Annotated in this window: 23 protein-coding genes and 1 tRNA gene; 14 read left to right on the top strand and 10 right to left on the bottom strand. The window is 59.7% G+C overall.

The features are described 5' to 3' along the window. Positions 1 to 53 precede the first annotated feature (53 nt). The 4 genes from E0502_RS01300 to E0502_RS01285 are packed head-to-tail and all read left to right on the top strand — an operon-like array spanning position 54 to position 2,956. Positions 54 to 1,214 (top strand): deoxyguanosinetriphosphate triphosphohydrolase, encoded by a 1,161-nt coding sequence (locus E0502_RS01300; RefSeq protein WP_137676181.1) that lies wholly within the window; start codon positions 54 to 56, stop codon positions 1,212 to 1,214. Then, positions 1,207 to 1,914, top strand: a complete 708-nt coding sequence (locus E0502_RS01295; protein WP_137676180.1) for an NAD(P)H-binding protein — start codon at positions 1,207 to 1,209, stop codon at positions 1,912 to 1,914. The genes E0502_RS01300 and E0502_RS01295 overlap by 8 nt, the downstream gene beginning before the upstream one ends. Continuing rightward, positions 1,914 to 2,366, top strand: a complete 453-nt coding sequence (locus tag E0502_RS01290; protein WP_137676179.1) for an ABA4-like family protein — start codon at positions 1,914 to 1,916, stop codon at positions 2,364 to 2,366. Before E0502_RS01295 ends, E0502_RS01290 begins: the two co-directional genes overlap by 1 nt. Beyond that, positions 2,363 to 2,956 carry a DUF938 domain-containing protein gene (locus E0502_RS01285; RefSeq protein WP_137676178.1) on the top strand — a complete coding sequence of 198 codons (594 nt, stop codon included), beginning with the start codon at positions 2,363 to 2,365 and terminating at the stop codon, positions 2,954 to 2,956. The genes E0502_RS01290 and E0502_RS01285 overlap by 4 nt, the downstream gene beginning before the upstream one ends. 60 nt (positions 2,957 to 3,016) lie before the next feature. Here E0502_RS01285 and E0502_RS15375 read toward each other — a convergent pair whose 3' ends face one another. Beyond that, complete coding sequence (locus tag E0502_RS15375) at positions 3,017 to 3,145, bottom strand: hypothetical protein (protein ID WP_275668346.1); 129 nt, start codon at positions 3,143 to 3,145, stop codon at positions 3,017 to 3,019. A 113-nt stretch (positions 3,146 to 3,258) separates the two neighbouring features. On the opposite strand from E0502_RS15375, the gene E0502_RS01280 reads away from it, so the two are divergent. Continuing rightward, positions 3,259 to 3,489 carry a hypothetical protein gene (locus E0502_RS01280; RefSeq protein ID WP_137676177.1) on the top strand — a complete coding sequence of 77 codons (231 nt, stop codon included), beginning with the start codon at positions 3,259 to 3,261 and terminating at the stop codon, positions 3,487 to 3,489. A gap of 10 nt (positions 3,490 to 3,499) precedes the next feature. Here E0502_RS01280 and E0502_RS01275 read toward each other — a convergent pair whose 3' ends face one another. Beyond that, entirely contained in the window at positions 3,500 to 5,029 is a 1,530-nt protein-coding gene (locus E0502_RS01275; RefSeq protein ID WP_192895898.1) for a TadA family conjugal transfer-associated ATPase, read from the bottom strand. A 225-nt stretch (positions 5,030 to 5,254) separates the two neighbouring features. Here E0502_RS01275 and E0502_RS01270 point away from each other — a divergent pair, with 225 nt between their 5' ends. Both E0502_RS01270 and E0502_RS01265 read left to right on the top strand, forming a co-directional pair. Then, positions 5,255 to 5,914, top strand: coding sequence for a class I SAM-dependent methyltransferase (locus E0502_RS01270; protein WP_137676176.1), 660 nt, complete (start codon positions 5,255 to 5,257; stop codon positions 5,912 to 5,914). Further along, positions 5,907 to 6,776, top strand: coding sequence for a hypothetical protein (locus E0502_RS01265; RefSeq protein ID WP_137676175.1), 870 nt, complete (start codon positions 5,907 to 5,909; stop codon positions 6,774 to 6,776). Before E0502_RS01270 ends, E0502_RS01265 begins: the two co-directional genes overlap by 8 nt. Here E0502_RS01265 and E0502_RS01260 read toward each other — a convergent pair. Then, positions 6,734 to 8,578: a hypothetical protein gene (locus E0502_RS01260; protein WP_137676174.1), complete on the bottom strand. Its 1,845-nt coding sequence runs from the start codon at positions 8,576 to 8,578 to the stop codon at positions 6,734 to 6,736. The genes E0502_RS01265 and E0502_RS01260 overlap by 43 nt on opposite strands. A gap of 166 nt (positions 8,579 to 8,744) precedes the next feature. Here E0502_RS01260 and E0502_RS01255 point away from each other — a divergent pair, with 166 nt between their 5' ends. From E0502_RS01255 to E0502_RS01240, 4 genes are all read left to right on the top strand, one after another. Next, positions 8,745 to 9,770 carry a glycosyltransferase family 2 protein gene (locus E0502_RS01255; RefSeq protein WP_137676173.1) on the top strand — a complete coding sequence of 342 codons (1,026 nt, stop codon included), beginning with the start codon at positions 8,745 to 8,747 and terminating at the stop codon, positions 9,768 to 9,770. Positions 9,771 to 9,848: 78 nt separating this feature from the next. Then, positions 9,849 to 10,739 carry a DMT family transporter gene (locus E0502_RS01250; protein ID WP_137676172.1) on the top strand — a complete coding sequence of 297 codons (891 nt, stop codon included), beginning with the start codon at positions 9,849 to 9,851 and terminating at the stop codon, positions 10,737 to 10,739. Between the two features lie 84 nt (positions 10,740 to 10,823). Continuing rightward, positions 10,824 to 12,647, top strand: a complete 1,824-nt coding sequence (gene glmS / locus E0502_RS01245; protein WP_137676171.1) for a glutamine--fructose-6-phosphate transaminase (isomerizing) — start codon at positions 10,824 to 10,826, stop codon at positions 12,645 to 12,647. Positions 12,648 to 12,746: 99 nt separating this feature from the next. Further along, positions 12,747 to 15,098: a putative bifunctional diguanylate cyclase/phosphodiesterase gene (locus tag E0502_RS01240; RefSeq protein WP_240048805.1), complete on the top strand. Its 2,352-nt coding sequence runs from the start codon at positions 12,747 to 12,749 to the stop codon at positions 15,096 to 15,098. Positions 15,099 to 15,111: 13 nt separating this feature from the next. Here E0502_RS01240 and purQ read toward each other — a convergent pair whose 3' ends face one another. The 6 genes from purQ to purC form a co-directional block, all read right to left on the bottom strand. Next, the gene (purQ, locus tag E0502_RS01235) at positions 15,112 to 15,789 is read right to left on the bottom strand and encodes a phosphoribosylformylglycinamidine synthase subunit PurQ (protein ID WP_137676170.1); all 678 of its coding nucleotides are present in this window, start codon (positions 15,787 to 15,789) and stop codon (positions 15,112 to 15,114) included. After that, complete coding sequence (gene purS, locus E0502_RS01230) at positions 15,789 to 16,040, bottom strand: phosphoribosylformylglycinamidine synthase subunit PurS (protein ID WP_137676169.1); 252 nt, start codon at positions 16,038 to 16,040, stop codon at positions 15,789 to 15,791. Before purS ends, purQ begins: the two co-directional genes overlap by 1 nt. 98 nt (positions 16,041 to 16,138) lie before the next feature. Then, on the bottom strand, positions 16,139 to 19,000 hold the full coding sequence (locus E0502_RS01225) for a M16 family metallopeptidase (RefSeq protein WP_137676168.1): 2,862 nt from the start codon (positions 18,998 to 19,000) through the stop codon (positions 16,139 to 16,141). Between the two features lie 45 nt (positions 19,001 to 19,045). Then, a complete protein-coding gene (locus tag E0502_RS01220; RefSeq protein WP_137676167.1) occupies positions 19,046 to 20,011 on the bottom strand; it encodes a caspase family protein in 966 nt (321 codons plus the stop codon). A gap of 36 nt (positions 20,012 to 20,047) precedes the next feature. After that, complete coding sequence (locus E0502_RS01215; protein WP_137676166.1) at positions 20,048 to 21,445, bottom strand: caspase family protein; 1,398 nt, start codon at positions 21,443 to 21,445, stop codon at positions 20,048 to 20,050. 74 nt (positions 21,446 to 21,519) lie between these two features. Further along, positions 21,520 to 22,320 (bottom strand): phosphoribosylaminoimidazolesuccinocarboxamide synthase, encoded by an 801-nt coding sequence (purC, locus tag E0502_RS01210; protein ID WP_137676165.1) that lies wholly within the window; start codon positions 22,318 to 22,320, stop codon positions 21,520 to 21,522. A gap of 155 nt (positions 22,321 to 22,475) precedes the next feature. On the opposite strand from purC, the gene E0502_RS01205 reads away from it, so the two are divergent. From E0502_RS01205 to E0502_RS01195, 3 genes are read left to right on the top strand one after another with little or no spacing between them, the layout of a single operon-like run. Next, on the top strand, positions 22,476 to 23,369 hold the full coding sequence (locus tag E0502_RS01205) for an HPr kinase/phosphorylase (protein ID WP_137676164.1): 894 nt from the start codon (positions 22,476 to 22,478) through the stop codon (positions 23,367 to 23,369). Between the two features lie 12 nt (positions 23,370 to 23,381). Then, the gene (locus E0502_RS01200; protein ID WP_137676163.1) at positions 23,382 to 24,281 is read left to right on the top strand and encodes an SDR family oxidoreductase; all 900 of its coding nucleotides are present in this window, start codon (positions 23,382 to 23,384) and stop codon (positions 24,279 to 24,281) included. Beyond that, on the top strand, positions 24,278 to 24,859 hold the full coding sequence (locus tag E0502_RS01195) for a class I SAM-dependent methyltransferase (protein WP_161593685.1): 582 nt from the start codon (positions 24,278 to 24,280) through the stop codon (positions 24,857 to 24,859). Before E0502_RS01200 ends, E0502_RS01195 begins: the two co-directional genes overlap by 4 nt. Before the next feature lie 11 nt (positions 24,860 to 24,870). Here E0502_RS01195 and E0502_RS01190 read toward each other — a convergent pair. Continuing rightward, positions 24,871 to 24,946: transfer RNA gene (locus E0502_RS01190), tRNA-Phe, on the bottom strand. Between the last annotated feature and the right edge of the window lie 34 nt (positions 24,947 to 24,980).

Raw genomic sequence — 24,980 nt, 5'->3', positions numbered from 1 at the left:
TGCCCGATTGTTCCCGTTGTCGGTAACGGCACGCTCCCCTAGGCCGCTACGCGATGAAACGAGCCAGCTTTGCCGCCGATCCAGCCAGAAGCCGTGGCCGCGAGTTCCCCGAAAATCGCGATGGGACGCGCGGCCCGCGCAGCGAGTTCCAGCGCGACCGTGATCGGATCATTCACTCAATCGCTTTCCGCCGACTTCGCTCGAAGACCCAAGTTTTCATCGCGCCTGATGGTGACCATTACCGAACCCGGCTGACCCATAGTCTAGAGGTCGCGCAAATCGGCCGGGTAATCGCGCGGGCACTCGGCCTCGATGAAGACCTGACCGAAGCGCTTTGCCTCGCGCACGACATCGGTCATCCGCCGTTCGGTCATGCCGGAGAGAAGGCGCTATCGCATGCGACGTTGCGGCATGGCGGTTTCGACCATAATGCACAGACTCTACGCACGCTCATGCGGCTGGAAAGCCCCTATTGCGGTCACCCGGGCCTGAACCTCACCTGGGATTTGCTGGAAGGTCTGGCGAAGCACAATGGCCCCAAGCCAGCCGATAATTGGGCGCTGGAAGAACTGGACGCCGAATTCGACCTGGAACTCGACCGCTGGCCGAGCCTTGAGGCGCAGGTAGCGGCGGTGGCGGACGACATTGCCTACGACAACCACGACATCGATGACGGCTTACGCGCGGGCTTCCTCGAGCTCGAACAATTGCTCGCGCTCGATTTCGTCGCGGATCAATGGCGCATGGTCGAACGCCGCTTCCCCGATGCGCCGCATGATCGCAAGCTGCGCGAACTCATCCGCGGGCAGATCGGCATAATGGTCAATGACGTCATAGAACACACCCAGTCGCAGATCGAAGGCATAGTCGCGCTGGAGGAAATCCGAGGGGCAGGGAAGAATCTTTCTGGCTTCTCGTCCGGCATGGCGGCGCAGGAACGCAGCCTGAAACGGTTCATGTATGACAATCTCTATTACCATCCTGAACAGCTCGCGACGGCGGAGAACGCCCGCGACGTAGTGGCGCGGCTCTATGCGGCTTATGAACAGGAAGAAGGTTTGCTGAATCAAGACTGGCATGAGGCGCTGCCGGAAGGTGAACCGGCGCGCAGCCGCCATATCGCCGATTTCATCGCCGGCATGACCGATCGTTTCGCGATCGATCAATACGCGCGCATCTATGGCCGACGGCCCGAGGGATTGAGCAATGTCTGAGCAGGTAGGCATCGCGCTGGTCGGTGCGACAGGCCTAATTGGTCGAGCGATCATAGGGGAGTCGGTCGGGCGGGCAGATTTCCGGCTGCTTGCGCTCGCGCGGCGCGAAGTGAAGCTGCCGAAGGGCGCAACGGTCGATGTGATGGTTGCCGATCCTGCAGGCTGGGGCGATGTGATCGGAAAATTCCGGCCACAGGTCCTGATTAGCGCGCTTGGGACTACGATTGTCAAGATGGGCGGCGACAAGGCTGCTTTTCGAGCCGTGGATTACGATCTGGTGGTCGATACAGCGCAAGCTGCGTTCGATCACGGCGTGGAGCGATGCGTTGTGGTGAGCTCGGTCAATGCGAATCCGCAAGCGAAGATGTTCTACCCGCAAGTGAAGGGAGAGGCCGAGCAGGCGTTGATGAAGCTCGGCTTCAAGCGGCTTGATCTATTGCGCCCGGGTTTGCTCCGAGGCGCGCGCGAAGATGATCCGCGAGCGCTGGAGAAAGCAGCCATGATTGTCAGTCCGCTGACGGATCTGTTGATGCATGGCAGCTTCCGCTCGATGCGTTCGATCGCTGCAATCGACGTAGCGCGCGCTGCATTGGCGCTGGCTCATCGCAAGGCAGCGGGCAAATTCCGCCATGAGCATGACGCAATGAAGCTGGCGGCGGGCGAATTTCCGAGACTGGAAGCGCGATCGGGGGACAGTTGATGTGGGATGCAATCTTCGGAGCTGTCAACGTCATCGCCATAGTATGCTGGATTGGTCTGACTTTCCTGCCGCGCTGGCCGACATTGCTTGCATTCATTCTCTACTGCGGGGTTGGCCTTCTTTGTCTCGTCTACGCAGTGTTCCTCTTCTCGATAGTTGCAGGGTGGCTGGATCCGGTTGGACCGGCTGACGCGGCAGCGAATTTCTCTACCATCGAAGGCGTCAGAGGAATTTTCCTGAGCGACGGAGGTGTCACAGTGGGGTGGACGCACTACCTCGCGTTTGACCTGTTCGTCGGGCTTTGGATCGCCAGGGATGCCGATGCGAAGCAGTTTAATCGAATTGTCCAGGCACCGGTCTTGCTGGCGACTTTCCTCGCAGGGCCTCTCGGGCTGCTCGTGTGGCTGATCGTCCGTGAACGCCGGGCGCGTAAGCTGGGGAGGCCAAGCTGAAGCGGCACGCACCGGCAACTGTCCGCAACAGCGGGCCTATTGCTGAGGTCATGGCGAAGGAATTGCCGGAAGATGGCCTCGTCCTAGAGATTGCCAGCGGATCGGGCGAGCACGCAATTCATTTTGCACGGCAGTTCGCCAATCTCGATTGGCAGCCGAGCGATAGGGAAGCGGAGTCGCTTGCATCTATCGAGGCATGGCGGATCGAAAGCGGTGCGGAAAACCTGCGGCCGGCTGTCCTGCTCGATGCGGCAAGCGGCGAATGGCCGATTGAATTGGTCGATGCGATCGTCTGCATCAATATGGTCCACATCAGCCCATGGGCGGCGACGGAGGGGTTGTTTTCCGGAGCGAGCAAGTCGCTGGCCGCTGGTGCGCCCTTGTTGCTCTACGGGCCCTATGCCGAAACCGGGGTTGCAATGGCCGAGACCAATGTAGCATTCGACCTGTCGCTTCGCGAGCGCAATCCGGAGTGGGGCTTGCGCCGCGTAGAGGATCTGGACGAACTGTCGAGCGGCACAGATTTAGTGCGAACCGCGCGATATGAAATGCCGGCAAACAATCTTGCGCTGATTTATCGGCGCAGATGAGAAAACGCCCGCCGGATCGCTCCGGCGGGCGCTTGCGACCCTTGCAGGGTTCAATTCAGATCAGGTTTCGTCGTCGACCGCGTTGGCGGCGGATTCAAGATCGTCGCTCACACCGCGGACGGTGTTGCATGCGGCGGCGCTCAGAGTGATCGAAACGAGGCCGAAGGTGATGAGAACTTTCTTGATCATATCTCTGTTCCTTTTTGACGAATTCTGAAGATGCAACACCTGGGGATGTGTTTCGGTTCCCCTAAGACCGGACAGGACTTGCGCACCGAAGTGCGGCGCCCCAGATCATCGATGTGCCACTTGAGACCTTCATCACCTTTGCCAGCGAAGCGGAAATGGTCGGCCTTTACGGCCTCGCCCTGATCGTCGCTGCGATTGTGACAAGCTATCTGGAAAGACGGAGGCTCAAGCGCGCGTCGATCGACAACGTTGGCTGGGTGCCGTGGTTCGCGATTTCATTCGTCTGCATGATTCTGGGCGCAGGGCTGATTGCCCTGGCCGTAAAAGGAATTGCAGCCGGTTAGGCGTTAGACCTTAGAGGCAGGCTTCCAGATACGCTTGGTCGAAGCCGAACTGGCGTGCTTTCTCCAGCGTATAGGGGCGCAGGCCGCTCGAGCGGAATTCGCCGAGAATTTTGCCATCCTCGGTTTCGTCGAGATACTCGAACTTGAACAGTTCCTGTGTCACGATCACGTCACCTTCCATGCCGATCACTTCCGTGATTCCGGTCGTTCGGCGTGAACCGTCGCGGAGACGCTTGACCTGTACGATGAGATCGACTGATTCAGCGATCTGACGTGAAATCGCTTCTTTCGGGATCTTGATGTCACCCATCAGGATCATGTTTTCCATACGGCCGAGGCACTCGCGCGCCGAGTTGGCGTGCAGTGTACACATCGAGCCATCGTGGCCGGTGTTCATCGCGGCGAGAAGATCGAAACATTCAGCGCCGCGAATCTCGCCGAGGATGATGCGGTCAGGACGCATACGCAGGGCGTTCTTCACGAGGTCGCCGATGGTAATGGCACCCTGGCCTTCAAGGTTTGGCGGGCGCGTTTCAAGCGGCAGCCAGTGCGGCTGTTGCAAGCGAAGTTCGGCCGCATCCTCAATCGTGAGCACGCGCTCGCCCGGGTCGATCATTTTCGACAAGGCGTTGAGCATCGTCGTTTTACCCGAACCCGTACCGCCAGAAATGACAACATTCATCCGGCAAGCACCGGCGATCTTCAGGGCGGTACACATCTTGTCGCTCATCGAACCAAAGTCCTTGAGCATATCGAGCGTAATCGGCTTCTCGGAGAATTTACGAATCGATATCGCGGTGCCGCGAAGCGAGAGCGGCGGAACGATGACGTTCACACGGCTTCCGTCCTTGAGACGCGCGTCGGCCAGCGGCGTGGTCTGGTCGACCCGGCGACCGACCTGATTCACGATACGCTGGGCAATCTGAAACAAATGTTGTTCGTCGCGGAAGCGGATTGGTGCGATGACCAGCTTGCCGCTTTTCTCGATGTAGGTCTGGTCGGGGCCGTTGACCATGATGTCTGAAATGTCGGGATCGTTGAGCAGCTCTTCCAGCGGACCAAAGCCGAGCAGCTCGTCGATCAGGACTTTTTCCAGCGCGAACTGTTCGCGCCGGTTCAGTGTCACCTTCAGCTCGGCCAGCACTTCCATGATGATCGGGCGGAATTCTTCCGACAGCTCTTCCTTGGACAGCGTGGCCGCCGCTTCCGGGTCGACCCGTTCGAGCAGGCGAGGGAGCACCTGTTCCTTGATCTTGTGGACGCTGGCTTCGAAGCCGCCGATGTCCGCCTCGCCTGAATGCACCTGATTGGCACGATCGGTGAGACGCGTCATCGCGTCATTCTTGTTGGGTTTGCCGCCGCCGTCGAGCGCAGCTGCGTCGTCTTCGCCAGGGAGCGGCGGGAATTGTTCGCCGCCCGGAGGTGGCGCGTCGTTCGGCGATTTGCCGCTGCCGCCCTGCATCGGACGTGCAACTCCGAACTGCGGACGCGCGCCGGGTTTCATACCGCCGGGTCCGTTTTTCCGTCCGAATGCGCTCATTACCGCCCCCAAGTGACTCAATCTCGTTGCTGTCCATCTATGCCACATGGCGAAGGAGGACTTGCGAAGAATGGTGAATAGAACGGAAAGCTTATTTTTTTCCTAAGCATCAACGGCGGTTTTCAAGTTCGCCGATCCCGCTCTCGATCACCCTCGATAGCGCTCTCTCTTTGGTATCTTTTGGTTAATTCTTTGTTGCTAGCGGCAAAGTAACGGAGGTTTTCGATGCACGCACTCAAAGGCAGATATGTGAACACCATGCATGGACTGGCAGGCTTCGGCCCGCTGGCGCGTTTTGGAGATACAGCGCGTGAAAGTTCGCCTTACGGATGGCGCCGCTGGGCGGCCTCGCTGCTCGCCATTTACGACACCGAACGGATGGTGAAGCTCGATTTGCCATGGTGGAATGTCGAAGCGACGCGCGAAGCCGAATCATTCCTCAAGTCGCGTCCGGGCGCGAGGGTGTTCGAATGGGGCGCTGGGGCCAGCACAGTCTGGCTGGCGCGGCGCACGGGCGATGTCATTTCGGTCGAGCATGATTCGGATTGGCTCGGCAAATTCCAAGCCCAGACGAAGGACCACCACAATGTCGCTTTGCTGCATCGTGCTATCGATGGCGATAATGCCGATGCTTATGTAAACGCGATTGACGAGTTCGACGGACAGTTCGATCTGATCGTTGTTGATGGCCGGCAACGTGTTCGCTGCCTTGAAAAGGCAACGTCACGGCTGGCACCGCACGGCAGGATCCTGTTCGATGATTCCGGCCGCGCGCGCTATCGGGGCGGGATCGAAGGCTGCGGTCTGACCGAGGACCACCACCATGGTCGCTCTTTCTGTGTTCCCTATCCTGATCATACGAGTCTGCTCCGGCACAATGGCTGAGAGCGCTACCCGGCCTTTCTACAAACAGGCCTGGTTCGTTCAGGCCGTGCGCTGGGGCGGCTATGCCGCGCTCGGCGTTGCGCTGGTCTATCTTGGTGTTGCAATAGCAAGGCTTGATCTGAGTGGAGTGATTGAAAGACTTTCCATTGCAGCCTGGCTTGTCAGTGCGTTGTCGGCGGTCGCTTATGGCGCGCTGCTGGTTCTGCTGGCGCGAGCCTGGGCCGGATGCGCCAGCGGCACAACCGATCTTCCCTGGAGCACGGTTCTGGAGACCTACGGTCCGGGTGTTCTCGCCAAATACATTCCCGGCTCGGTTTTCCAATATGCCTCACGGCAGGTCCTCGGCGCACAGCTTGGCTGGGGCCATGGCGGAATGGCGCGAGCGAGTCTGGCCGAAGCGGCGATTCATATTCCTGCCGCGCTTGGTGTGGCGGCGATGCTGGTTTTGTCAGGCGGGCTCGCCGGAGTTGCGCTGTTCGTGCTTGCCGGGGCTCTGCTTGCCAGGCAGGCGAAGACAGTCTTTCTCCAAGCCATCGGCTGGCAGATCATGTTCTTCGGCGGCTTTGGTACAATCGCCTATGTGCTCGCGGCTCATGCGATCGGGCTAGAGCAACCGGCGGCTATCGCAGCAATGTTCATGCTGGCGTGGATCGCCGGTTTTCTTGTCCCGGTCGCGCCGGGGGGCATCGGCATACGCGAATCCGTGCTGCTGGTTCTGTGCGCGCCTTATGAACAAGCCGGCGTGATCGCTCTGTTTGCGATCCTCACCCGGCTCGTGACGACGGCGGGTGATGCGATTTGCGGTTTGGCGGCGTATGGCTATTCCTTGCGGACGCGCTCGAACAGGCAGGCATCAGTGTAGCAGGCGGCTTCGCGCCAGTTTTTGGCAAGGCGCATTTTTTCGAGCAATGCGTCGTAGCTTGCGGAATGCAGGGCGCGAGACAGATAGACGAGGCTGGCCTCTTCAGGAATTGCCACATTGCCGCCCGCAAAGAACTCTTCAGCGATGGCGATACGCGGGGCGGCAAGCGGGTAATCGGTCGCGCGCAATGATCCGGTGACCGCGCGCCCGCCCAGTATCGCCGACCAGCTGTCATCCCCGCGCTCCGGCGCGAGGATTGGCGGCTCAGGATATTGGAACACGATCGCTTGCCGATCGGTTTCACGGGCCATGTAAGCCAACAGCAACCGGTCATCCCGCGGTACGGTCGTGGTGAAGTTGTCGCCAATGCGCCCGTGCCACCAGGTGCGAATGATGGCACTTGGCAGTGCCAGCGCGACAAGCAGTGCGACTACGGCGACAGTCATGAGCTGCGTCCTGCGATCGCGCTGCCACAGCGTTAGCACCAGCCACGCGCCTGCGATTGCATTGGCTATTGCAGGGAGGTTGGTCGCCCGGATCCGCGTTTCGAGCGCGAGGCGAGATGTCAGCGCAGCTTCCGTCACGAACGTCGCCAGGATTGTTACGAGCAGCAGCACCGCGACGATCTGCTTGGCCAACACTTCCGGTTGCTCAGTCGGCTTCCAGCGCAGCAACATGAATATCGTCACCAGCGTGGGTACCCCCACGTTGGACAGAATGATGACGACCGCGTTGATTCCACGGATAAACCAAGGCGCCGTCACGACTTCGTTGGTCAGCAAGGGGCTCTCGATAGCCGATGCCGGATTGCCGATCTGGATCACTTGGAAGGCCAAGACCAGCGCAATAGAGAGCACAGCCAAGATGGCTGTCTCCGGGAGTGCGGCAAAGCGATGTCGCATCAATTGCAGGAAACCATAGACACCCAGAACCATCGCCCCGAGCAGCACTGAAATGGTCATGGCAGAAGCAAGCGCAGCCAGTGCGACCATTACCAAACTTCGCGGTGCCCGCGCATCGTCACGGTCGAGCAGGATCCACCCGAGCAGCAGTGTCAACACGAGCATATGCTGCGGAATGTATTGCGACATGGTAAGCATCGCCGGGCCCTTCGGCGCCTGGTCCAGCGCCAGGATGCCTTCCAGTCCGATGCCGAATATCATTTCCTGCACAAAGGAAATCGGCGCGCTGATAAACAGCGCGAGCAGTCCAATGCCAAGCGACAAGGCGGGACGCGCGCCGCTCAGCCGGATCACTCCGTAAAACACGCAGCCAAACAGCAGGGTGAAGAGCGAATTGGTGGCGTTCAACGCGGCCCATGCATCGTTGCCGATTGCGGTTCCCGCGCCCGGAAGCACATAGGAAAGCCAATAGTAATACAGCGGTTCGGCCTGGTGAAACATGTCACGCGCGGGCAGCCCGAAGCTGCTCAGCGCGTTCACATGGCCAAGATGCTTGAACCAGTCGGCATTGTACCAGCCGTGGACCAAGAGGGCGCCTTCAGCCGTCTCGCGCACCGCAAGCGCCTGCACCCCGAGCCCGTATGCGAGAAAGATCGCGCCGAGCGCCAGGCCATGCCATTCCATTGGGGCGCTCTGCATGGATGGTGCTCGCTTGGCCGTGACCCGCCACGCCACCGCAATGCCAGCCAAAGCTATAGGAATATACAGCAGTACGCTTGCCTGCATTCCGGTCGCAAATTGCCAGCCTATCCCGAGCAATGCCGTGACCAGCATTGTCACTACGAGCGACGCGGCAAGAGCACCGGCCATCTGACCGGGCTTGCCAGTTTTGCGCCCCATCAAAAGCCAACCCGGTACCATACCAAGAACGGCGAGAAACAATGTGGCGGCGAAGGAAATTATCACGCGCTGCGGTCTCCGGTGCAGTCCTTACCAAACAGCATTAACGTTTTCTTTCCATCCCTTGCCTAGCACGGGCCTCACAACTGGAGGGAACCCGTTTAACATGTCCTTTGCAGGCAAGATCGAGCCGGATACCGGCCTCACCCCTGATTGCAGCTTCGTGATACCGTTTTTCAACGAGCACGAAAGCCTCGAAATCCTTTATGGCGAAATCGTCGAGAATTGCGCCGCGCTCGGCAAGAGCTTCGAACTGATATTCGTTGACGATGGCAGCAATGATGGCGGGACGCAGGTCGTTCGCGACATGGCGCAGAAGGACAAGCGGGTTTCCCTGCTTCGCTTTCGCCGCAATTTCGGCAAATCCGCGGCGCTGTCCGCCGGCTTCGGCGTGGCGAGCGGCGATGTGGTATTCAGCATGGATGCCGATTTGCAGGATAATCCGGTCGAAATCGGCAATTTCCTGAAAGCTCTCGGCGAGGGCGCGGATGTCGTCTCCGGCTGGAAACAGGTGCGCAACGATCCAGTCGACAAGACCCTGCCGTCGAAACTGTTCAACGGTGCGGTCAACAAGGCATTCGGGCTCGACCTCAACGATCACAATTGCGGGTTCAAGGCGTATCGCCGCGAAACCTTGCCTGAACTCAACCTCTATGGCGAATTGCACCGCTTCGTGCCTGCGCTGCTTCACGCGCGCGGTTTCCGCATCGCACAGATTCCGGTCGAACATCGGGCGCGCCGGTTTGGCAAATCAAAATTCGGCGCCAAGCGTCTAGTGAAGGGTGCGCTCGACCTGCTGACCGTGTGGCTGACAACGCGTTACGGCGCGCGTCCGTTGCATCTCTTTGGCGGGACGGGCCTGGTGGCCTCCACCCTCGGGGTCGCCATCCTCGGCTATCTCAGTGTCTTGTGGGCGCTGGGAATGGGCCCGATCGGTGATCGCCCGCTGCTCATGTTCGGCATGCTTCTGGTCCTGACCGGCGGCCAGTTGATCGGTGTCGGCCTGCTGGGCGAGTTGATCCTTGCCCGTACAATCGGCGAAAAGGATAAGTACGCGGTTGCAGAAAAATGCGGTGCTGTGGCAGATCGCGAATTGGCGGGGCGCGTCGGGGCAGCCGAACTGCTTCACTGACCCAAGCGCGGGCTATCCATCACCGCACAAACCGACTAGGCGCGCCGGCAACTTCAAGCGAGGGGGCCGGCGTTTCCCGTGCAACATGATGAACGACAAGGCGTACTGATTGCACTGGCGGGGTTTGCCTCGCTCGCCTTTGGCGATGCCGTGGTCAAGACGATGGCGGGTGAGTGGTCGCCGATAGCCGTTGCTGCGCTGCGCTTCGCTATCGGAGCGACAGGGCTCGCCACCATGTTGGCTCTGCGCGAGGGTAAAGCGGGATTCCGCCCGAAAAACCCGTTGCTGCAACTGGGCCGGGGCTTCTGTCTCGCCATGGCGACCATCTGTTTTTTCTCGGCAATTTTCGTGATGCCGCTTGCAGCAGCGACATCGCTGGTATTCATGTCTCCGATTTTCACCGCGTTGCTCAGCGGACCGATCCTGAAAGAGCAGGTGCGACCCGCGACATTGATCGCATCGGTGGTCGCTTTTGCCGGTGTACTGGTCGTCCTGCGCCCGAACCTGGCCGAAGTTGGCTGGATAGCGGTGCTTCCGCTTTGTGCCGCGCTGTTCATCAGCTTTCTGGTGATGGGAAACCGCGCAGCGGCAGGTCAGGGCAGCTCTCTTTCGATGCAGGTGTTCGTCGCTTGCTGCGCCGCGCCCATTCTTGTCGTGGCCGCATTTATCGGTCGCGCCAGCGGGGTCGAGGCGTTGCAATTCGGCTGGCCGGATTGGGGCATCGTAGTGCGCTGCGCGGTGGTAGCGGTGACCGCCAGCACGGCTCATTGGCTGGTGTATCTCGGGACGACCCGCGCCGGAGCAGCAACCATCGCCCCGATGACCTATATCCAGCTGCTGGTGGCGGCCGGATTGGGCTGGTGGTGGTTCGCCGAGGCACCCGACCTGATTTCACTCGTGGGCGCGATAATAATAATCGGAGCCGGGCTCTATCTGTGGGCATCGGGCCGTACAGCAAAGAGCCATTGAACCCGCGGCACAAGCGGCTACACGAAATGCCAACAATTATGGTCCAGGGGCACTGGACCGAAAAAACAGGGACTTAACTTACACATGTGCGGAATTATCGGGATCGTCGGCAAGGATGCAGTGGCTGATCGGCTGGTCGATGGGCTCAAGCGGATGGAATATCGCGGTTATGACAGCGCCGGAGTTTGCACCATCGAAAGCGGGCAACTTGTCCGACGGCGTGCGCCGGGCAAGCTGGCAAATCTAGTCGCGGAGCTATCCGGCAATCCCGCGCCGGGAAACATCGGCATTGCCCACACCCGCTGGGCAACCCACGGAGCGCCCACGGCGGAGAATGCACACCCTCACGCAACGGGTGAAGTCGCTCTGGTTCACAATGGCATCATCGAGAATTTCAAGACTCTGCGCGACGAGCTGGTGGCTGATGGCCATACGCTGGAAAGCGAAACGGACAGCGAGGTTGTGGCGCATCTCGTCTCGCGCGAAATCGAGAACGGGGCATCTCCGCAGGACGCGGTAAAATCTGTCCTGCCGCGCCTTCGCGGCGCTTTTGCGCTGGCGATCGCCTTTCGTCAGCATCCCGGTATGCTGATTGGCGCGCGCCTCGGTTCGCCGCTGGTCGTCGGATATGGCGAGGGCGAGATGTTTCTTGGTTCCGATGCGCTTGCCCTGGCCCCGCTGACGCAGAAAATCGCCTATCTTGATGAGGGCGACTGGGTCGTCATTGATCAGGCCGCCGCCACTATCTACGATAGTGAAAACAATCGGGTGGAGCGTGAAGTTACCACATCCGGTGCTTCGGCAGCGGCGGTGGAGAAGGGCAATTACCGCCATTACATGCAGAAAGAGATCTTCGAGCAACCGACCGTGGTTGCGCAGACCCTCTCCAGCTATGTCCACCAGGCCGACGAGACGGTTGCATTGCCGCAAATCGACTTCGACCTGTCCGCAATCAACCGCGTAACAATCGTCGCGTGCGGCACGTCCTATTACGCGGGAATGGTCGCGAAATACTGGTTCGAGCAATTTGCGCGGGTTCCAGTCGACATCGATTTCGCCAGCGAGTTCCGGTACCGCGAGCCAGTGCTCGAAGACGGCGGCCTTTCGCTGTTTATTTCGCAAAGCGGGGAGACTGCGGATACACTCGCCGCACTGCGTTATTGCAAGGAACATGGCCAGACCATCGGCGTGGTGGTCAATGTGCCGACCAGTTCGATGGCGCGTGAAGCCGATTTGCTGCTTCCAACCCATGCGGGTCCGGAAATCGGCGTGGCCTCGACCAAGGCCTTCACCTGCCAGCTCGCGGTGCTCGCCGCATTGGCTGCGCATATGGCGGTAAAAAAGGGCTTGATGAGCCGCGACGAAGAACGCGAAGTGGTCAAACACCTGCTTGAAGCGCCTGCGGCCCTCAACGCGGCGCTCGACCATGACGAAGACATTGCCGGTATGGCACATCTCATCGCCCCGGCGCGCGACGTGCTTTATCTTGGGCGCGGACCCGACTTCCCGCTCGCGCTGGAAGGGGCTCTGAAACTCAAGGAAATCAGTTACATTCACGCGGAAGGCTACGCGTCGGGTGAAATGAAGCATGGCCCGATCGCGTTGATCGATGAGCATGTGCCGGTGATCGTGTTGGCGCCGTCAGGCCCGCTGTTCGAAAAAACCGTATCGAATATGCAGGAAGTGAACGCGCGTGGCGGGAAAATCGTGCTGATTTCAGACGAAGAGGGACTCGCAGAGGCGGGCGAGGGATGCATGGCAACGATCCAGATGCCGCGCGTCCATCCTTTAATTGCGCCTTTGGTTTATGCCGTGCCCGTTCAGCTGCTTGCATACCATGTCGCTTGCGCGAAGGGTACCGATGTCGATCAGCCGAGAAATCTGGCGAAATCCGTTACCGTTGAGTGACTTGACGAGGCGCAGATCCCAATGTCGGCGGTCAGTCTCAAGTCAATTATGATACGAGCCTTTACCAGCTTCTAACCTTTCTTGCTTACCTGATCGGGCGTGAATGAAAGCACGCCCGACCGGCCGGCATTGCCGGGCCATTTGCCAGCACTCGCCGTCCTCGGGCTGTCCAGCCCGAAGTCGGGCGATTGGGCGCGTCTGCGTGCGCTGCAATATTCGAGCATGCCGTCGAACAGACCATTACGTCTCGGGACGCAAATTGCCGGTGCGCTGCTGATTGCAGCGATTGGTTTTGTTGCCGTCGGCGCAATTCCGGTCATTGCGTGGATCGTGCTTTTGGCTCTGGCGTTACTTCACACACAGAAGACCGTGGGCGTGCTTGGCGACACCGATACCAGACGGCCATCAGTCAGCGAAGTCCGCGCGCATGGGTTGGCCGTAGCAGGCCTGAGCGTCGTCTGGGCCTGCGCGCCCTTCGCAATCGGCTATTGGGGCTCAAGCACAGAACTCATGCTGGTCTGGGCGGTGCTTGCAGCGCTGATTGCCGGCTCTGCACTGTTCCTCGCAGCGCTACCCCTTTCGACGATTACATTCACAGTCACGACCGGACTGGCAACCCTTATCGTGTCCCTGCTCAAAGGCGAATATTTCCTTGCTGGAAGTGTGATTGCAATGATCGGGCTGGTCTCTGCTGGCTCGCTCGCCGTGGCGCGAACATATCTCACCGCGCGCATTGCCGAAGCAGGGGTAACCGAACAGAGCGAAGTCGTCTCTCTGCTACTGCGAGAGTTTGAAGAGAATCAGGCGGACTGGCTGTGGGAAATCGACACCAACCGGCGTGTTCGCAAGGCTTCGCCGCGCTTCTCATTCGCGCTGGGTAAACCGCCGGAGGAAATCGACGGCTTGCCATTCCTCCAGATGATCGCGGGAGACGCGTGGGCAACCGGGCAATTCGCGCCGAGCTTGCATGATCTGGCGGAACGCTTGAAGCGCCGAGAGAATTTCTCGAATCTCATCGTCAAGGTTACCATCGACGGAGAGAACCGCTGGTGGGAATTGTCCGGCACGCCGATCCTTGATGAGTTGGGCAATTATCTCGGCTTTCGCGGCGTCGGCTCTGATGTAACCGAACAGCGCGAATCGAACGAGAAAATCGCTTATCTTGCGCGCTACGATACGTTGACCGGGCTGCCTAACCGCTTGATGCTCAACGAAGCTTTGCGTGATGCGTTGAAATTCGCCGACCAGTGGCGGACGAGATGTGCGTTTCTCATGCTCGACCTCGACCGCTTCAAAGCAGTGAACGATTCGCTTGGCCATCTGGTTGGTGACCAGCTGTTGGCGGAAGTCGCTGCGCGGCTGAAAGAGCTAATGGGCGAGAACGCGATGTGCGGACGGCTGGGCGGCGATGAATTTGCAGTGGTTGTCCGGGACGCCTCCGAGAAGGGCTGCATCGAGCAAATTGCCGGGCGGATCATCGGACGGCTGTCACAACCTTATGACATCGACAATCACACTCTTTATGTGGGTGCAAGCGTCGGCAGTGCGGTCGGCCCGCGGGATGGCAATTCGGTCGAGGAAATCATGCGAAACGCTGATTTGGCGCTATACCGCGCGAAGGATGAAGGCGGCGGCGAGCATTTCTGTTATGAGCCGAGCTTTCATCAGCATGCAGAAGAGCGCCGCAAGCTGGAGTTCTCGCTGAGGCGCGCAATCGAGCGCAAAGAGCTTCTGCTCAACTACCAACCGGTCGTCGATGCGAATACCGAAGAACTGCTCAGCTTCGAAGCGCTCGTGCGCTGGCAAAGCGGTGACCACGGCCTGGTCAGCCCGGGCAAATTCATTCCGCTTGCCGAAGACACCCGTCTGATTGTGCCGATCGGAAACTGGGTCTTGCAGGAGGCGTGCCGTGCAGCCGCTCTGTGGCCCGCGCATGTGCGTGTCGCGGTCAATGTCTCGGGCGAGCAGCTGATCGACCCCGATTTCACCAACAACGTGGTGCGGGCACTGTCGCAAAGCGGACTGGAAGCGAAGCGGCTTGAGCTCGAAGTGACGGAAAGCATTTTCCTGCGCGATGCCGATATTGCCCGTGCTGCGCTCGAACAGGTTATCGCCATCGGCTGCAGCGTGGCGCTCGACGATTTCGGGACCGGCTACTCCTCGCTTGGCTATCTGCGCAAACTCAGCTTTTCGACGATCAAGGTCGATCGCAGCTTCGTCCAGGGGGCGGCAAAGGAAAGCGCAGAAAGCCTCGCAATTATCCGTGCCGTCGTTGCAATGGCGGACAGTCTCGAGATGTCGACCACAGCGGAAGGCGTCGAGACAGCAGAAGAGGCGGAACTGATCCGCAAGCTGGGCTGCAAGAAGATACAGGGCTATTATTTCGGCCGTCCGATGCCGATCGAAGAGGTCCGGATGATCTTCCAACGCGCCGAGGCGGCCAATCAATAAACAAGCAGAAAGGTCAGGCGTCGACCAGACGCGTCACGACACTCTCAAACAGCCGACGACCGCCGGTTCCACCGTGGGCGTCCTCGACCGCACGTTCAGGGTGAGGCATCATGCCCAGGACATTGCCCGCTTGGTTCAAAATACCGGCAATATCGCGGCGTGACCCATTGCATGGCTCGAGATAACGAAACGCAACGCGGCCTTCGCCTTCGATCCGGTCGAGCGTGTCCTCGTCAGCAAAGAAATTGCCGTCATGGTGCGCAACAGGAATATGGATTTCCTCGCCCTGCTCGTAACGCGATGTGAACAGCGACGTCGAGTTTTCAACTCTTAGCGGGACAGTGCGGCAGATGAAATTCTGGCTGGCATTGCGCATCAGCGCACCGGGCAGCAGGCCGCTCTCTGTCAGCACCTGGAAACCGTTGCACACGCCCAGCACCGGTACCCCTCGTGCAGCCGCTGCAACGACTGACTTCATGACCGGGCTGCGCGCGGCCATTGCTCCGCTGCGCAGGTAATCGCCGTAGGAAAAGCCACCGGGCAGAGCGATGAAGTCGAGCCGCTCCGGCAGCTCGCTTTCGCCATGCCAGACGCGGTGGGGTGCGGTTCCTGAAACTGATTCCAATGCAACCGCCATGTCACGGTCACAGTTCGAGCCGGGAAATGTTATGACGGCGGACTGGAACGCCATCACGCTGCGTCCACGGCTTCAGGCAGTTTCTCGATCCGGTAATTCTCAATCACCATATTGGCCAGCAGCTTGCGGCACATCGCGTCGAGATCATCGTCGCCCGTGTCATCGGCGACATCGAGTTCGATAAGCCGCCCAGCGCGAACATCGTTTACGCCGGTGAAGCCTAGTCCTTCCAATGCGTGATGAATCGCACGTCCCTGGGGATCGAGCACGCCTGGCTTGAGCGAGACATGGACATGCACTTTCATCGGGCTGGTTCCTTTCACGGGGCGAACAGAGCTGTGCCGCCGCCTATAGCTTGTAGCGCGTCGAGCGCAATTGGCTGGTGGCGGTATTCAACACGCAATCATGGCGCCTCAGGCGATGATTGTTCCGGGACTACACGTATCTCAACCGCGTCGGCCTGCGTAAGGAATTTGCTGGCGGCGTGCTGGATGTCTTCCGCAGTTATTGCTTCGACGATAGCTTGCGCCTTCAGAAAACGATCGATGTCCTCAGGCTTGCTTTGCGCGCGGTCGATCAGCGCCAGCCAGCCGCTATTGCCCTTCAGTGCATTCTCATAACTTTCGACGAGTGGTTTGCGTGCGCGCTCCAGCGTATCCTGACTAACCGGCTGGTTGCGCAGACGCTCTGCGACCTTGTGCATGGCCGCGCGTGCCTCGTCCACGCGATCAACGTCGAGCGATGCCGTGAGCGAGAAAGTACCGTAGCAGGGGTAAACTCCGGATTGCGCGTTGTTCGCGCTTGGCGAATAGGCCTGACCCAGGCGTTCTCGCAGTTCCTCCTGTAGCGATAGCCGCGCGAGCCGTTCTAGGAGCTCCATAGTCAGATAAAGCTTCAGATCGCTGTCGTCGATGGTCGGCCAAATCAATCGCAGCAGAGCCTGATCGGGTTCACCCTTGTGGGTGATCGTGCGCATAGACCGGTCCTGCGTGAATCCACGCTGCCGCGCTTCATCGCGGGTCAGGAATTCCAGGTTACGCTGCGGCAAGGCACCAAGCGTTTGCGCAACCATATCGATGGCGGCCTCTTCGTCGAAATCTCCGACAAGCGCGATTTCGATGGCACCGTTCGCCAAACTGTCTGCAATGGTGCTGCGTAAATCTGCGTAAGTCTGCGCCAGCGCGACCTCTTCAGGCTGACGGGTAAATCGCGGGTCTCCATCCGACAGGATGGACCCTGCAGCACTGGAATACGCCAGGCCCGGGGTTGCGTCGAGCGTTCGGTAGAAATTTGCGACCGACCGGCGGTAGCGCGATTCCCCTTCCGGTCGGTAGCCCGGATCGGTCAACCCAGCGGTCAGAAGGCGCAGTTGCAACAGCAGATCACGCTGCGTCGTTGTACCGCTTGCCCTGAAACTCTCCGCCAGCGAAGAAAAGCCCAATCCGACGCTGCGCCCTGCGAGGATGGTGGCCAGCTCGTCGCGCGAATGCGCTCCCAGACCGCCGGCGGTGAAGAAGTTGATCATGGCAGTGCCGTTCGGATTGTCCTTCGTATCGAGCAGGTCGCCGCCGTCGATATTCATGCGGAAGGAAATCCGGTCCTTGCTCAGATCCGTGCGTTTGAGATTGAGCCTGACCCCGTTGCCGAAAGTGATTTTTCGCACATCAAGGCGATCGTCCCTCGTGTCTGCCACCACCTGTCCCGGCGCGCCGAAATCGGTGTAGGCGAACTCGGCAACCTTGACGATTTCGGGCGGTTGGACCGGGCGCGCGACAGCCGTTTCCCATGCGGCGCGCAGTTCCTCTGACCCGCCTCCGGGTGCTTGCCTGCCGCGAAAGCGAATGAGCGGATTATCCAACCGTGCGCTGTCGGCCAGCAATGCCTCTAAAACCTGATCGGGCGTGATCGTTTCGGCATAGCTTTCAAAGCGCGCCAGGCTATCTTCGGGTGTTGAAGGAGTTATCTCGTCTTCGACCAATGCCAGCGCGGCGCCGACAAGCGCACTGTTGCTGCGTGTTTCAGCTGAAGAAACGGCATTCTCGATTGCGTTGCGACTGCGGGCAATCTGCTCGGCGACCTCACGCTCGGAAAAGCCGAAGCGGAGAGCGGTGCGCAGTGCGTCGGTCGCTGCATCCAACCCGAGTTTCCAGCCGCCATCGGGCGTGCTGACGACGAGGCTTGTCGTGCGCGCGCTGTCAAACACGTCACCCGTACCAAAACCCGCCGAACGAAACGGTGCATCGTCCAGCGAGGCAAGCCGACCGAGGCGCCGATTGACGATATCATATCCGATCCTGCGCAGCAGGTTCTCGCGCCGGGTAGCGATATTGTCAGGCCGTTCTCCCCACGCCAGATGGCGCGATACGGTAATCCGTTCTGACAGCGCCGGATCAAGATAGATGTCGGTTTCGCCGCCGCGCCCGAGGTCGATTACTCCGACTTCCGGGTCGGCAGGCAGCGGCGCCGCCGTCCAGCTGGCATAGTGTCGACGGATCGCTTCTTCGACCGTGCCGCTGGCAATATCGCCGACGACGACCAACACCGTATTCGCCGGGACATATTCGCGGGCATAGAAGGCTCGCATCTGCTCGCTGGTGACGGTCTCGAGCACTTCCGGCACACCGATCGGCAGGCGACGTGTGTGCAAGGCACCCGGGGTCGCAAATTCGAGCCGGTCGATCAGTTCCTGTAACGAATAGGTATTCCGGTCGCGCCGCTCAGCGAGGATCACACCACGTTCGCGCTCGATCGCGTCACGGCTCAGCGTCAATTCGCTCGCGGTTTCGCGCATCAGCATCAGTGCAGTGTCGAGCAGGTCAGGGTCGTTTCTCGGCAGATCGAGCTTGTAGGTGGTATCCTCGAACCCGGTGGATGCGTTCGTGTCCGCGCCGAAGGCGAGCCCTTCGCGCTCCAGCAGTTTGATCATTTCACCTTCGGGAACGCGGCTCGATCCGTTGAAAGCCATGTGTTCGAGGAAATGCGCGAGACCACGTTCGTCGTCCTGTTCGGACAGTGAACCGCTGCCGATCCTCATGCGGACAAGCGCGGTGCCTTCGGGCCGGTCATTTTCGCGAATGATGTAACGCAAACCATTGTCGAGCTCGCCGAACACGAATGCGGGATCCGGCTCGATATCGCTCGTCTCGAACGCCCATTGCGGTGCTGCGCTGGTCGCTTGCCCGGTGGCTGCAGGATCGTCCGCCCACGCAGGCTGCGGGCAGGAAAGCCCCGCCAGAAACACTGCGACAATCAGGAAATTCTTCATCGCGATGATCTGTGCCGCACGATGGCTTTTCTGGCAACCGTCAGACTACAGGCGCTTTATTTCCAGTTCAGCGAATTTCCGGAACATGCCGTCAGGGAACATTTCAAGGTAGATCTCCAGAGCCTCTTTCGAGCCGTCGGCCTTGGCTTCCTTCCAAACTTCCTTGTCCTGCATCAGGGACACCATCCGGTCGGTCGGCGCGCTATCTTCCATCGCGGCCATCGCCTGCTGGTATTGCTCGGTCGTAAGAAACGCATTCTTGCTGCCCATACCGACCATCGCGACCGGCGTTTGCATGGCACCGGTAGCCTTGGCGACATCTTCGGCGATATTGCCGCCAATATCATGCAGCCGGGTCATCTTCGACAATTGCGACGACAGCGAAGTTGCGAAGGGGGAATGGATGCTGCCGCCGACGCTATCGAGTGCAAATTCGCCTGGCGCAGCGGCAAAGATCAGCAGCGCATTCTTCACTTGCGATCCGGCAAGTCCGCTTTGCAGTCCATCCTCGTCGTCGGAGCCCAGTTCTGCGGCGCTGTTGCGGCAGGCATCGATCGCCGCAACGCGAAGTTTCGCCCCACTCAACGCATCGAGCAAAAGCTCCAGCTGGATTGCTTCGAACGGCAAATCCTTCGCGTTGGTCAGGTGGACCCCGGTCGGGATCAGCCAGTTTGTGCCCTTGTGGCGCACGCCGTGCCCGGCGAAATATATCACCGCCGTGTCTGCCCCATCAGCGAGATTTGCGAACTTGGTCAAATTGCGATGGAAGTCGTCGGTCGAGAGGTTGATTGCGACGACCACTTCTTCGAAGCCAGCGTCCTTCAGGCTTGCCGCGATCAGTTTCGCGTCGTTCGCGGCATTGCGGAGGTTTGGATTTTCCAGCGGGTCACGCTGCGGGTCATACATCGAATTGGCGATCACGAGCGCCACTTCGCGCGCCTGCGCAGTGCCGCAAGAAAGCGCTACAAATGCAGCAATCAGGATCACCAGGTAACGCATGATCTCCCCCATACACTATAACGCAATCGGAGCGGGAACGCCAAATTGTTAATCTGGCGTCTCCTCATCTAGACTAGCGGGATCATCGATTGCGACGCGGATCATCTGGAATTTGGTTGGAAATGGCCAGGTGGCTATCTCGACCTCGAGATTGCCATCCTTGCGCACCTTGAGTTTCCCCGGCGCGTTGAGCAGGATATCAAAACCCTCGTACTCGCCCTTAACCGTTTGTCTCAGGTCGCGCATCGTGACCTGATCCGGTTCGACACGAAACACGAGCGAGAAGTTCCACCCGTCGACGGCGAAAGCGCGGCCCATGTCGAATCGCATCCGTTTGCCATTGGTTGAAAGCCTCCAGACGCCGTCGATCGGAAGGGTCTTGCTGCCTGCGATGGCATAGCGGTCAGGTAGAGCGGATTTGAATGAAATCAGGCCGCGCGGTGAAGAGCGCAGTTCGCCTCCCAGCGCTGTCGGATCCAGAATTTGCGCTATGTTGGCGTCGGCAAAGGAAGCGTATGCTCCCTCGGGCTGTTGATCGAGATATGCGCGATATCCTTCGACCGTGTCGAGTTCGAGCGCAGCGGTCCAGGCAGCGGCATCGGTTTCGACAGAGCGATTTCGGGTGGGCCCCTGTCGCGCGATTGGTGCACTATTGCCGCTTTCGCCCAGTGCGAGCAGTTCGGACACTTCGCCGGTCGGCCCGTCCACCAGATAGATCGGCTGACCGGTGATCGATGCGGAGATAAATGGCCGCTGCTCGCCGGACGTTGCGGCCAGGACGTCGTCGCGCACCATCCCGCCGAGCATCTGTACCGGCAGCCCGGGCTGCAAGATCCGTCGCGCAAGCGAAGTGGCGAAAGGCGAGTGCGCTCCGTCGCCATCGAATGCGACCATCCCCGGTGCTGCGGCGTAGATCACGAGAACATCGTCGACCTCGACAGGTGACAGACCGCGTGAGACGCTCCGCGTTGCGCCCGTCCAGTCACTGGCAAACGGATTGTTGCGGCAAGCGTCGAGCACCGCGATCTTGAGTTGCGCTCCGTCCAGCGCGTCCATTGCCAGTTGCAGCTCGACCGCTTCGTACGGCAAATCGGCTTCACGGCTCAATGCGGCGTCGGTGGGGACGAGCCAATTTTGCCCGCGTCCTTCGATGCCATGGCCTGCGTAGTAAAGGAGGGCAGTATCCGCGCTCCGGGCTTTGTCGCGAAAGCCGCGAAGTGTGGCCTGAAACGCGGAGAAATCGAGGTCATTGGCGACTGTGACATCGTCAAATCCCGCTTCGCGTAGCGCGCGTGCAACCAGCGCTCCATCGCGTTCGGGATTGGCCAGATCGCCGGCCGAGGCATAATTCGAGTTGCCGATGACAAGCGCAACTTTCTGAGCCGCTGCAGGCAACGGCAGAAGCAGTGCCGCTGCGGCGATCACGCAGCCAAAAATGCGCAGCATCGCTCATCCCCTTCCGTGGAAAAGGGTAGAAGGCTTGCCTGAAACTGGCAAGCGACGCTGCCAGCGCGGGCCGTCTACTTCTTTTTCGGTGTGTTTCGCAGTTTGCCGCGGTGAGCGTTGAGGTCGAACACTTCGCCCGGACCGTTGTTTTCGCCGTCGAGCAAGCCAAGGCGTCGAGCCACCTCCTGATAGGCTTCTTCCTCGCCGCCAAGATCGCGCCGGAAGCGGTCCTTGTCGAGCTTCTCGCCGGTTTTCATGTCCCACAGTCGGCAGCCGTCGGGGCTGATCTCGTCGGCCAGAATGATCCGGCTGAAGTCGCCATCATAAATGCGACCGAATTCAAGCTTGAAGTCGACCAGCCTTATATCGATCGATGCGAACATCCCGCACATGAAATCGTTTACGCGGATCGCCATGCTGGCGATATCCTGCATTTCTTCAGGGCCGGCCCAGTTGAAGCATGCGATATGCTCTTCAGCGATCAGCGGATCGCCCAGCGCATCGTCCTTGTAATAATATTCGATCAGCGTGTGCGGCAGGGGATCGCCTTCTTCGAGCCCTAGGCGTTTGCAGATCGAACCGGCGGCAACGTTGCGAACGACCACTTCGATCGGGATGATCTCGACCTGGCGCACAAGCTGTTCGCGCATGTTCAGCCGGCGGATGAAATGCGTCGGAATGCCAATGTGCGACAGGCGCGTGAAGACAAATTCGCTGATGCGATTGTTGATCACACCCTTGCCGTTGATCGTGCCGCGCTTTTCCGCATTGAAGGCGGTCGCATCATCCTTGAAATACTGGATGATGGTGCCCGGTTCCGGACCTTCGTAAAGGATTTTGGCCTTGCCTTCGTAAATCTGGCGGCGACGCGACATGCGGAAGTCCTTGGCTAGAAACACTTGGCCCCGGAGTGCAAAGTCATAGCCTGATAAGGCAGTCCTTCGCCGCGCCGGGGCAAGGAGGACATCATTACAGCGGAATCACCAGCATAGCAATTGCTTCGCCTCGCATGTCTGGCTAGCCGTCCAGCATGGAGGCTGGATTCCACTATCGCCATTCTGGCCATTGGGTTGCGACGAGCCTTGAGTTGCCTGAATGGGGCGAGCCTGTCCCCCGCGGTGAGCCGGAAATCGTGATCGAAAGCCGCAACCCGGTGCCGCATGTCCCGGCTGGCCCGGACAGCTATGATCGCGCCCGCGACGTTCTGGCTTTCAGCCAGGCTGGTGCCGGTCAGTGGACGGTCGAAAAAGGTACTCGGATTGCGATTACTCCGGATAGCACTGCCACGTCACAAGAACTGCGCTTGTTCACGCTTGGCAGCGCATGGGGCGCTTTGGGTTATCAACGGGGCTGGTCAATGTGGCATGGCAGCGCTGTCTCGGTTGGGGATCGCACGGCGTTTTTCTGCGGTGAGAGCGGGCATGGCAAGTCGACCATGGCCGCAGCGATGGCTCGGCGCGGTCACAGGCTGGTCGCTGACGATCTAAGCCGGGTAGAACCGGAGACCGGAACGATATGGCCCTCCGCCTCGCGGTTGAAACTCTGGAATAGCGCACTTGGCGCGCTCGGCTGGGCGCAAGATGCGCTCCAACGTGATCACTTCGAGGACGACCGGTACCATTTGCCGATGACCGAGGCGGCATCGCGCGACCTACCGCTGCCGATAGGTGGCATCTTCGTGCTTGTATGGGGTGACGAGGTGCGGCTGGAGCGGTTGCGAGGGAGCGTTGCCGTCAGTGCCTTGTCCGAAGCTGTGATGTACCGGAAGGCGTTTCTCGAACTGATGGGACGGCTCAGCGGCCATGTGGTCGGTTGTGCCCGCATCGCTGCGCAGGTGCCGGTCTGGCGTTTGACCCGGCCGCGCGATTTCGGACAGATTGACACTATCTGCAGCGCCACCGAAGAAGCGATGCAAACGCGATAAAGGGAACGGGCGATGGAAATCGATAAACTGATGTACCGCGATGGGCTGATGGATGGCCAGCGTATCCTCGTGACCGGTGGCGGTACAGGGCTCGGCAAGGAGATGACCGAAGCTTTCCTCAAACTGGGGGCGGATGTCCACATCTGCGGGCGGCGACAGAACAAGCTCGACGAAACTGCGGCAGAATTGGTGGCGAAGCATGGCGGCAAAGTCACCGGACACGCCTGCGATATTCGCGATGCCGATGCGGTCGACGCGATGGTTGACGCGATATGGCAAGAGGGAGGGGCATTGACCGGTGTGGTCAACAATGCGGCCGGCAACTTCATCAGCCGGACCGAGGATTTGTCGGTGAACGGGTTCGATGCCATATCGGACATCGTTTTTCGCGGCACCTTCTATGTCACGCACAATATTGGCAAGCGCCTGATTGTAGAGAAGAAATCGGCCAATTTTCTGTCGATTCTCACCACCTGGGTGTGGAACGGCGGGCCGTTTGTCGTCCCGTCCGCCATGTCGAAATCGGCGATCAACACCATGACGCAGAGCCTGGCAGTCGAATGGGGGCGCTACGGTCTGCGCTTCAATGCAATTGCACCGGGCTTGTTTCCGACTGACGGGATGAGCGCGCGGCTTTCTCCGGGCGGGCGAGGGGGCAATTCGTCGGACCGGATGAACCCGATGGGCCGACACGGCGAGATGCACGAGCTTGCCAATCTCGCGGTGTTCCTGATGGGGCCGGGCGCCGAATGGGTGAACGGCCAGACCATTGCGATCGATGGCGCGGGCTATCAGGCCAATTCGGGCAATTTCTATACTATGCTCGCGCCGCTGGGCGATGCCGAATGGGACCAGATGCGTGCCATGATCAAAGGCACCAATGCGAAAGACAAGGCGGAGCGGACAACGTGAGCGACCGGGGGGTTGAGCAGGACGCAGATTTCTACGACGCCAAAGTGCGCGATGTGGCGCACTGGACCGTCCACTATACGCAGTCGCACTACTATCCCATCAGAACAGTTGTGGCAGATCGCTTGAACAGATCAGGGCGCAGCAGAGTTCTCGATATCGGATGCGGATCGGGTCAGGTGGGGGCCATGCTCGCAGACCTAGGACTGGCGGACTATCTTGGTGTCGACCTCAGCCCCGGTATGGTCAGACAGGCGTCCAAAGCTTGCCCCTCGTTCGAGTTTCGTGTTGCTGACATCCACCACGACAACGTGCTGGAAAGCCATGACTATGACTGTGTGATCATGCTCGAATTTCTCGAGCATATCGAAGCCGATCTGGCGGTCATCGAGCGGATCAGGCCGGGCACGCTTGTCTTGGGCACCGTACCGAATTTTGGCGCGCGATCCCACGTCCGCCATTTCCGCGATTCAGGCGAAGTGCGGGACCGGTACGGCGCGCTGCTTGCGGAACTCGACGTAAGTGAAATACGTGCGAATGAACGCGGCGCGAAATTCTTTGTCCTGCAAGGAATTCGATAGGGGAAAAGAAGTGGTGCCTCGGGGCGGATTCGAACCACCGACACCGCGATTTTCAGTCGCGTGCTCTACCAACTGAGCTACCGAGGCATTCACCATGCAGGCGGCAGAAAGGCCGCCCGGC

It is taken from the genome of Parerythrobacter lutipelagi (genome assembly GCF_005434975.1).
GTDB classification, from domain to species: Bacteria; Pseudomonadota; Alphaproteobacteria; order Sphingomonadales; family Sphingomonadaceae; genus Parerythrobacter_A; species Parerythrobacter_A lutipelagi.
Note: the sequence above shows the minus strand (reverse complement) of the source record. Positions and strands in the feature narration are given on the sequence as shown.

Excerpts from the sequence above, each read along its gene's own strand:
- E0502_RS01200 (WP_137676163.1), top strand. The coding sequence starts at position 23,382 with ATGGAAATCGATAAACTGATGTACCGCGATGGGCTGATGGATGGCCAG.
- purQ (WP_137676170.1), bottom strand. The coding sequence starts at position 15,789 with ATGGCGTTCCAGTCCGCCGTCATAACATTTCCCGGCTCGAACTGTGAC.
- glmS (WP_137676171.1), top strand. The coding sequence starts at position 10,824 with ATGTGCGGAATTATCGGGATCGTCGGCAAGGATGCAGTGGCTGATCGG.
- E0502_RS01260 (WP_137676174.1), bottom strand. The coding sequence starts at position 8,578 with ATGGGGCGCAAAACTGGCAAGCCCGGTCAGATGGCCGGTGCTCTTGCC.
- E0502_RS01290 (WP_137676179.1), top strand. The coding sequence starts at position 1,914 with ATGTGGGATGCAATCTTCGGAGCTGTCAACGTCATCGCCATAGTATGC.
- E0502_RS01215 (WP_137676166.1), bottom strand. The coding sequence starts at position 21,445 with ATGCTGCGCATTTTTGGCTGCGTGATCGCCGCAGCGGCACTGCTTCTG.
- purC (WP_137676165.1), bottom strand. The coding sequence starts at position 22,320 with ATGTCGCGTCGCCGCCAGATTTACGAAGGCAAGGCCAAAATCCTTTAC.
- E0502_RS01265 (WP_137676175.1), top strand. The coding sequence starts at position 5,907 with ATGGCTGAGAGCGCTACCCGGCCTTTCTACAAACAGGCCTGGTTCGTT.
- E0502_RS01220 (WP_137676167.1), bottom strand. The coding sequence starts at position 20,011 with ATGGGGGAGATCATGCGTTACCTGGTGATCCTGATTGCTGCATTTGTA.
- E0502_RS01225 (WP_137676168.1), bottom strand. The coding sequence starts at position 19,000 with ATGAAGAATTTCCTGATTGTCGCAGTGTTTCTGGCGGGGCTTTCCTGC.
- E0502_RS01205 (WP_137676164.1), top strand. The coding sequence starts at position 22,476 with ATGGAGGCTGGATTCCACTATCGCCATTCTGGCCATTGGGTTGCGACG.
- purS (WP_137676169.1), bottom strand. The coding sequence starts at position 16,040 with ATGAAAGTGCATGTCCATGTCTCGCTCAAGCCAGGCGTGCTCGATCCC.
- E0502_RS15375 (WP_275668346.1), bottom strand. The coding sequence starts at position 3,145 with ATGATCAAGAAAGTTCTCATCACCTTCGGCCTCGTTTCGATCACTCTG.
- E0502_RS01270 (WP_137676176.1), top strand. The coding sequence starts at position 5,255 with ATGCACGCACTCAAAGGCAGATATGTGAACACCATGCATGGACTGGCA.
- E0502_RS01255 (WP_137676173.1), top strand. The coding sequence starts at position 8,745 with ATGTCCTTTGCAGGCAAGATCGAGCCGGATACCGGCCTCACCCCTGAT.
- E0502_RS01275 (WP_192895898.1), bottom strand. The coding sequence starts at position 5,029 with ATGAGCGCATTCGGACGGAAAAACGGACCCGGCGGTATGAAACCCGGC.
- E0502_RS01295 (WP_137676180.1), top strand. The coding sequence starts at position 1,207 with ATGTCTGAGCAGGTAGGCATCGCGCTGGTCGGTGCGACAGGCCTAATT.
- E0502_RS01300 (WP_137676181.1), top strand. The coding sequence starts at position 54 with ATGAAACGAGCCAGCTTTGCCGCCGATCCAGCCAGAAGCCGTGGCCGC.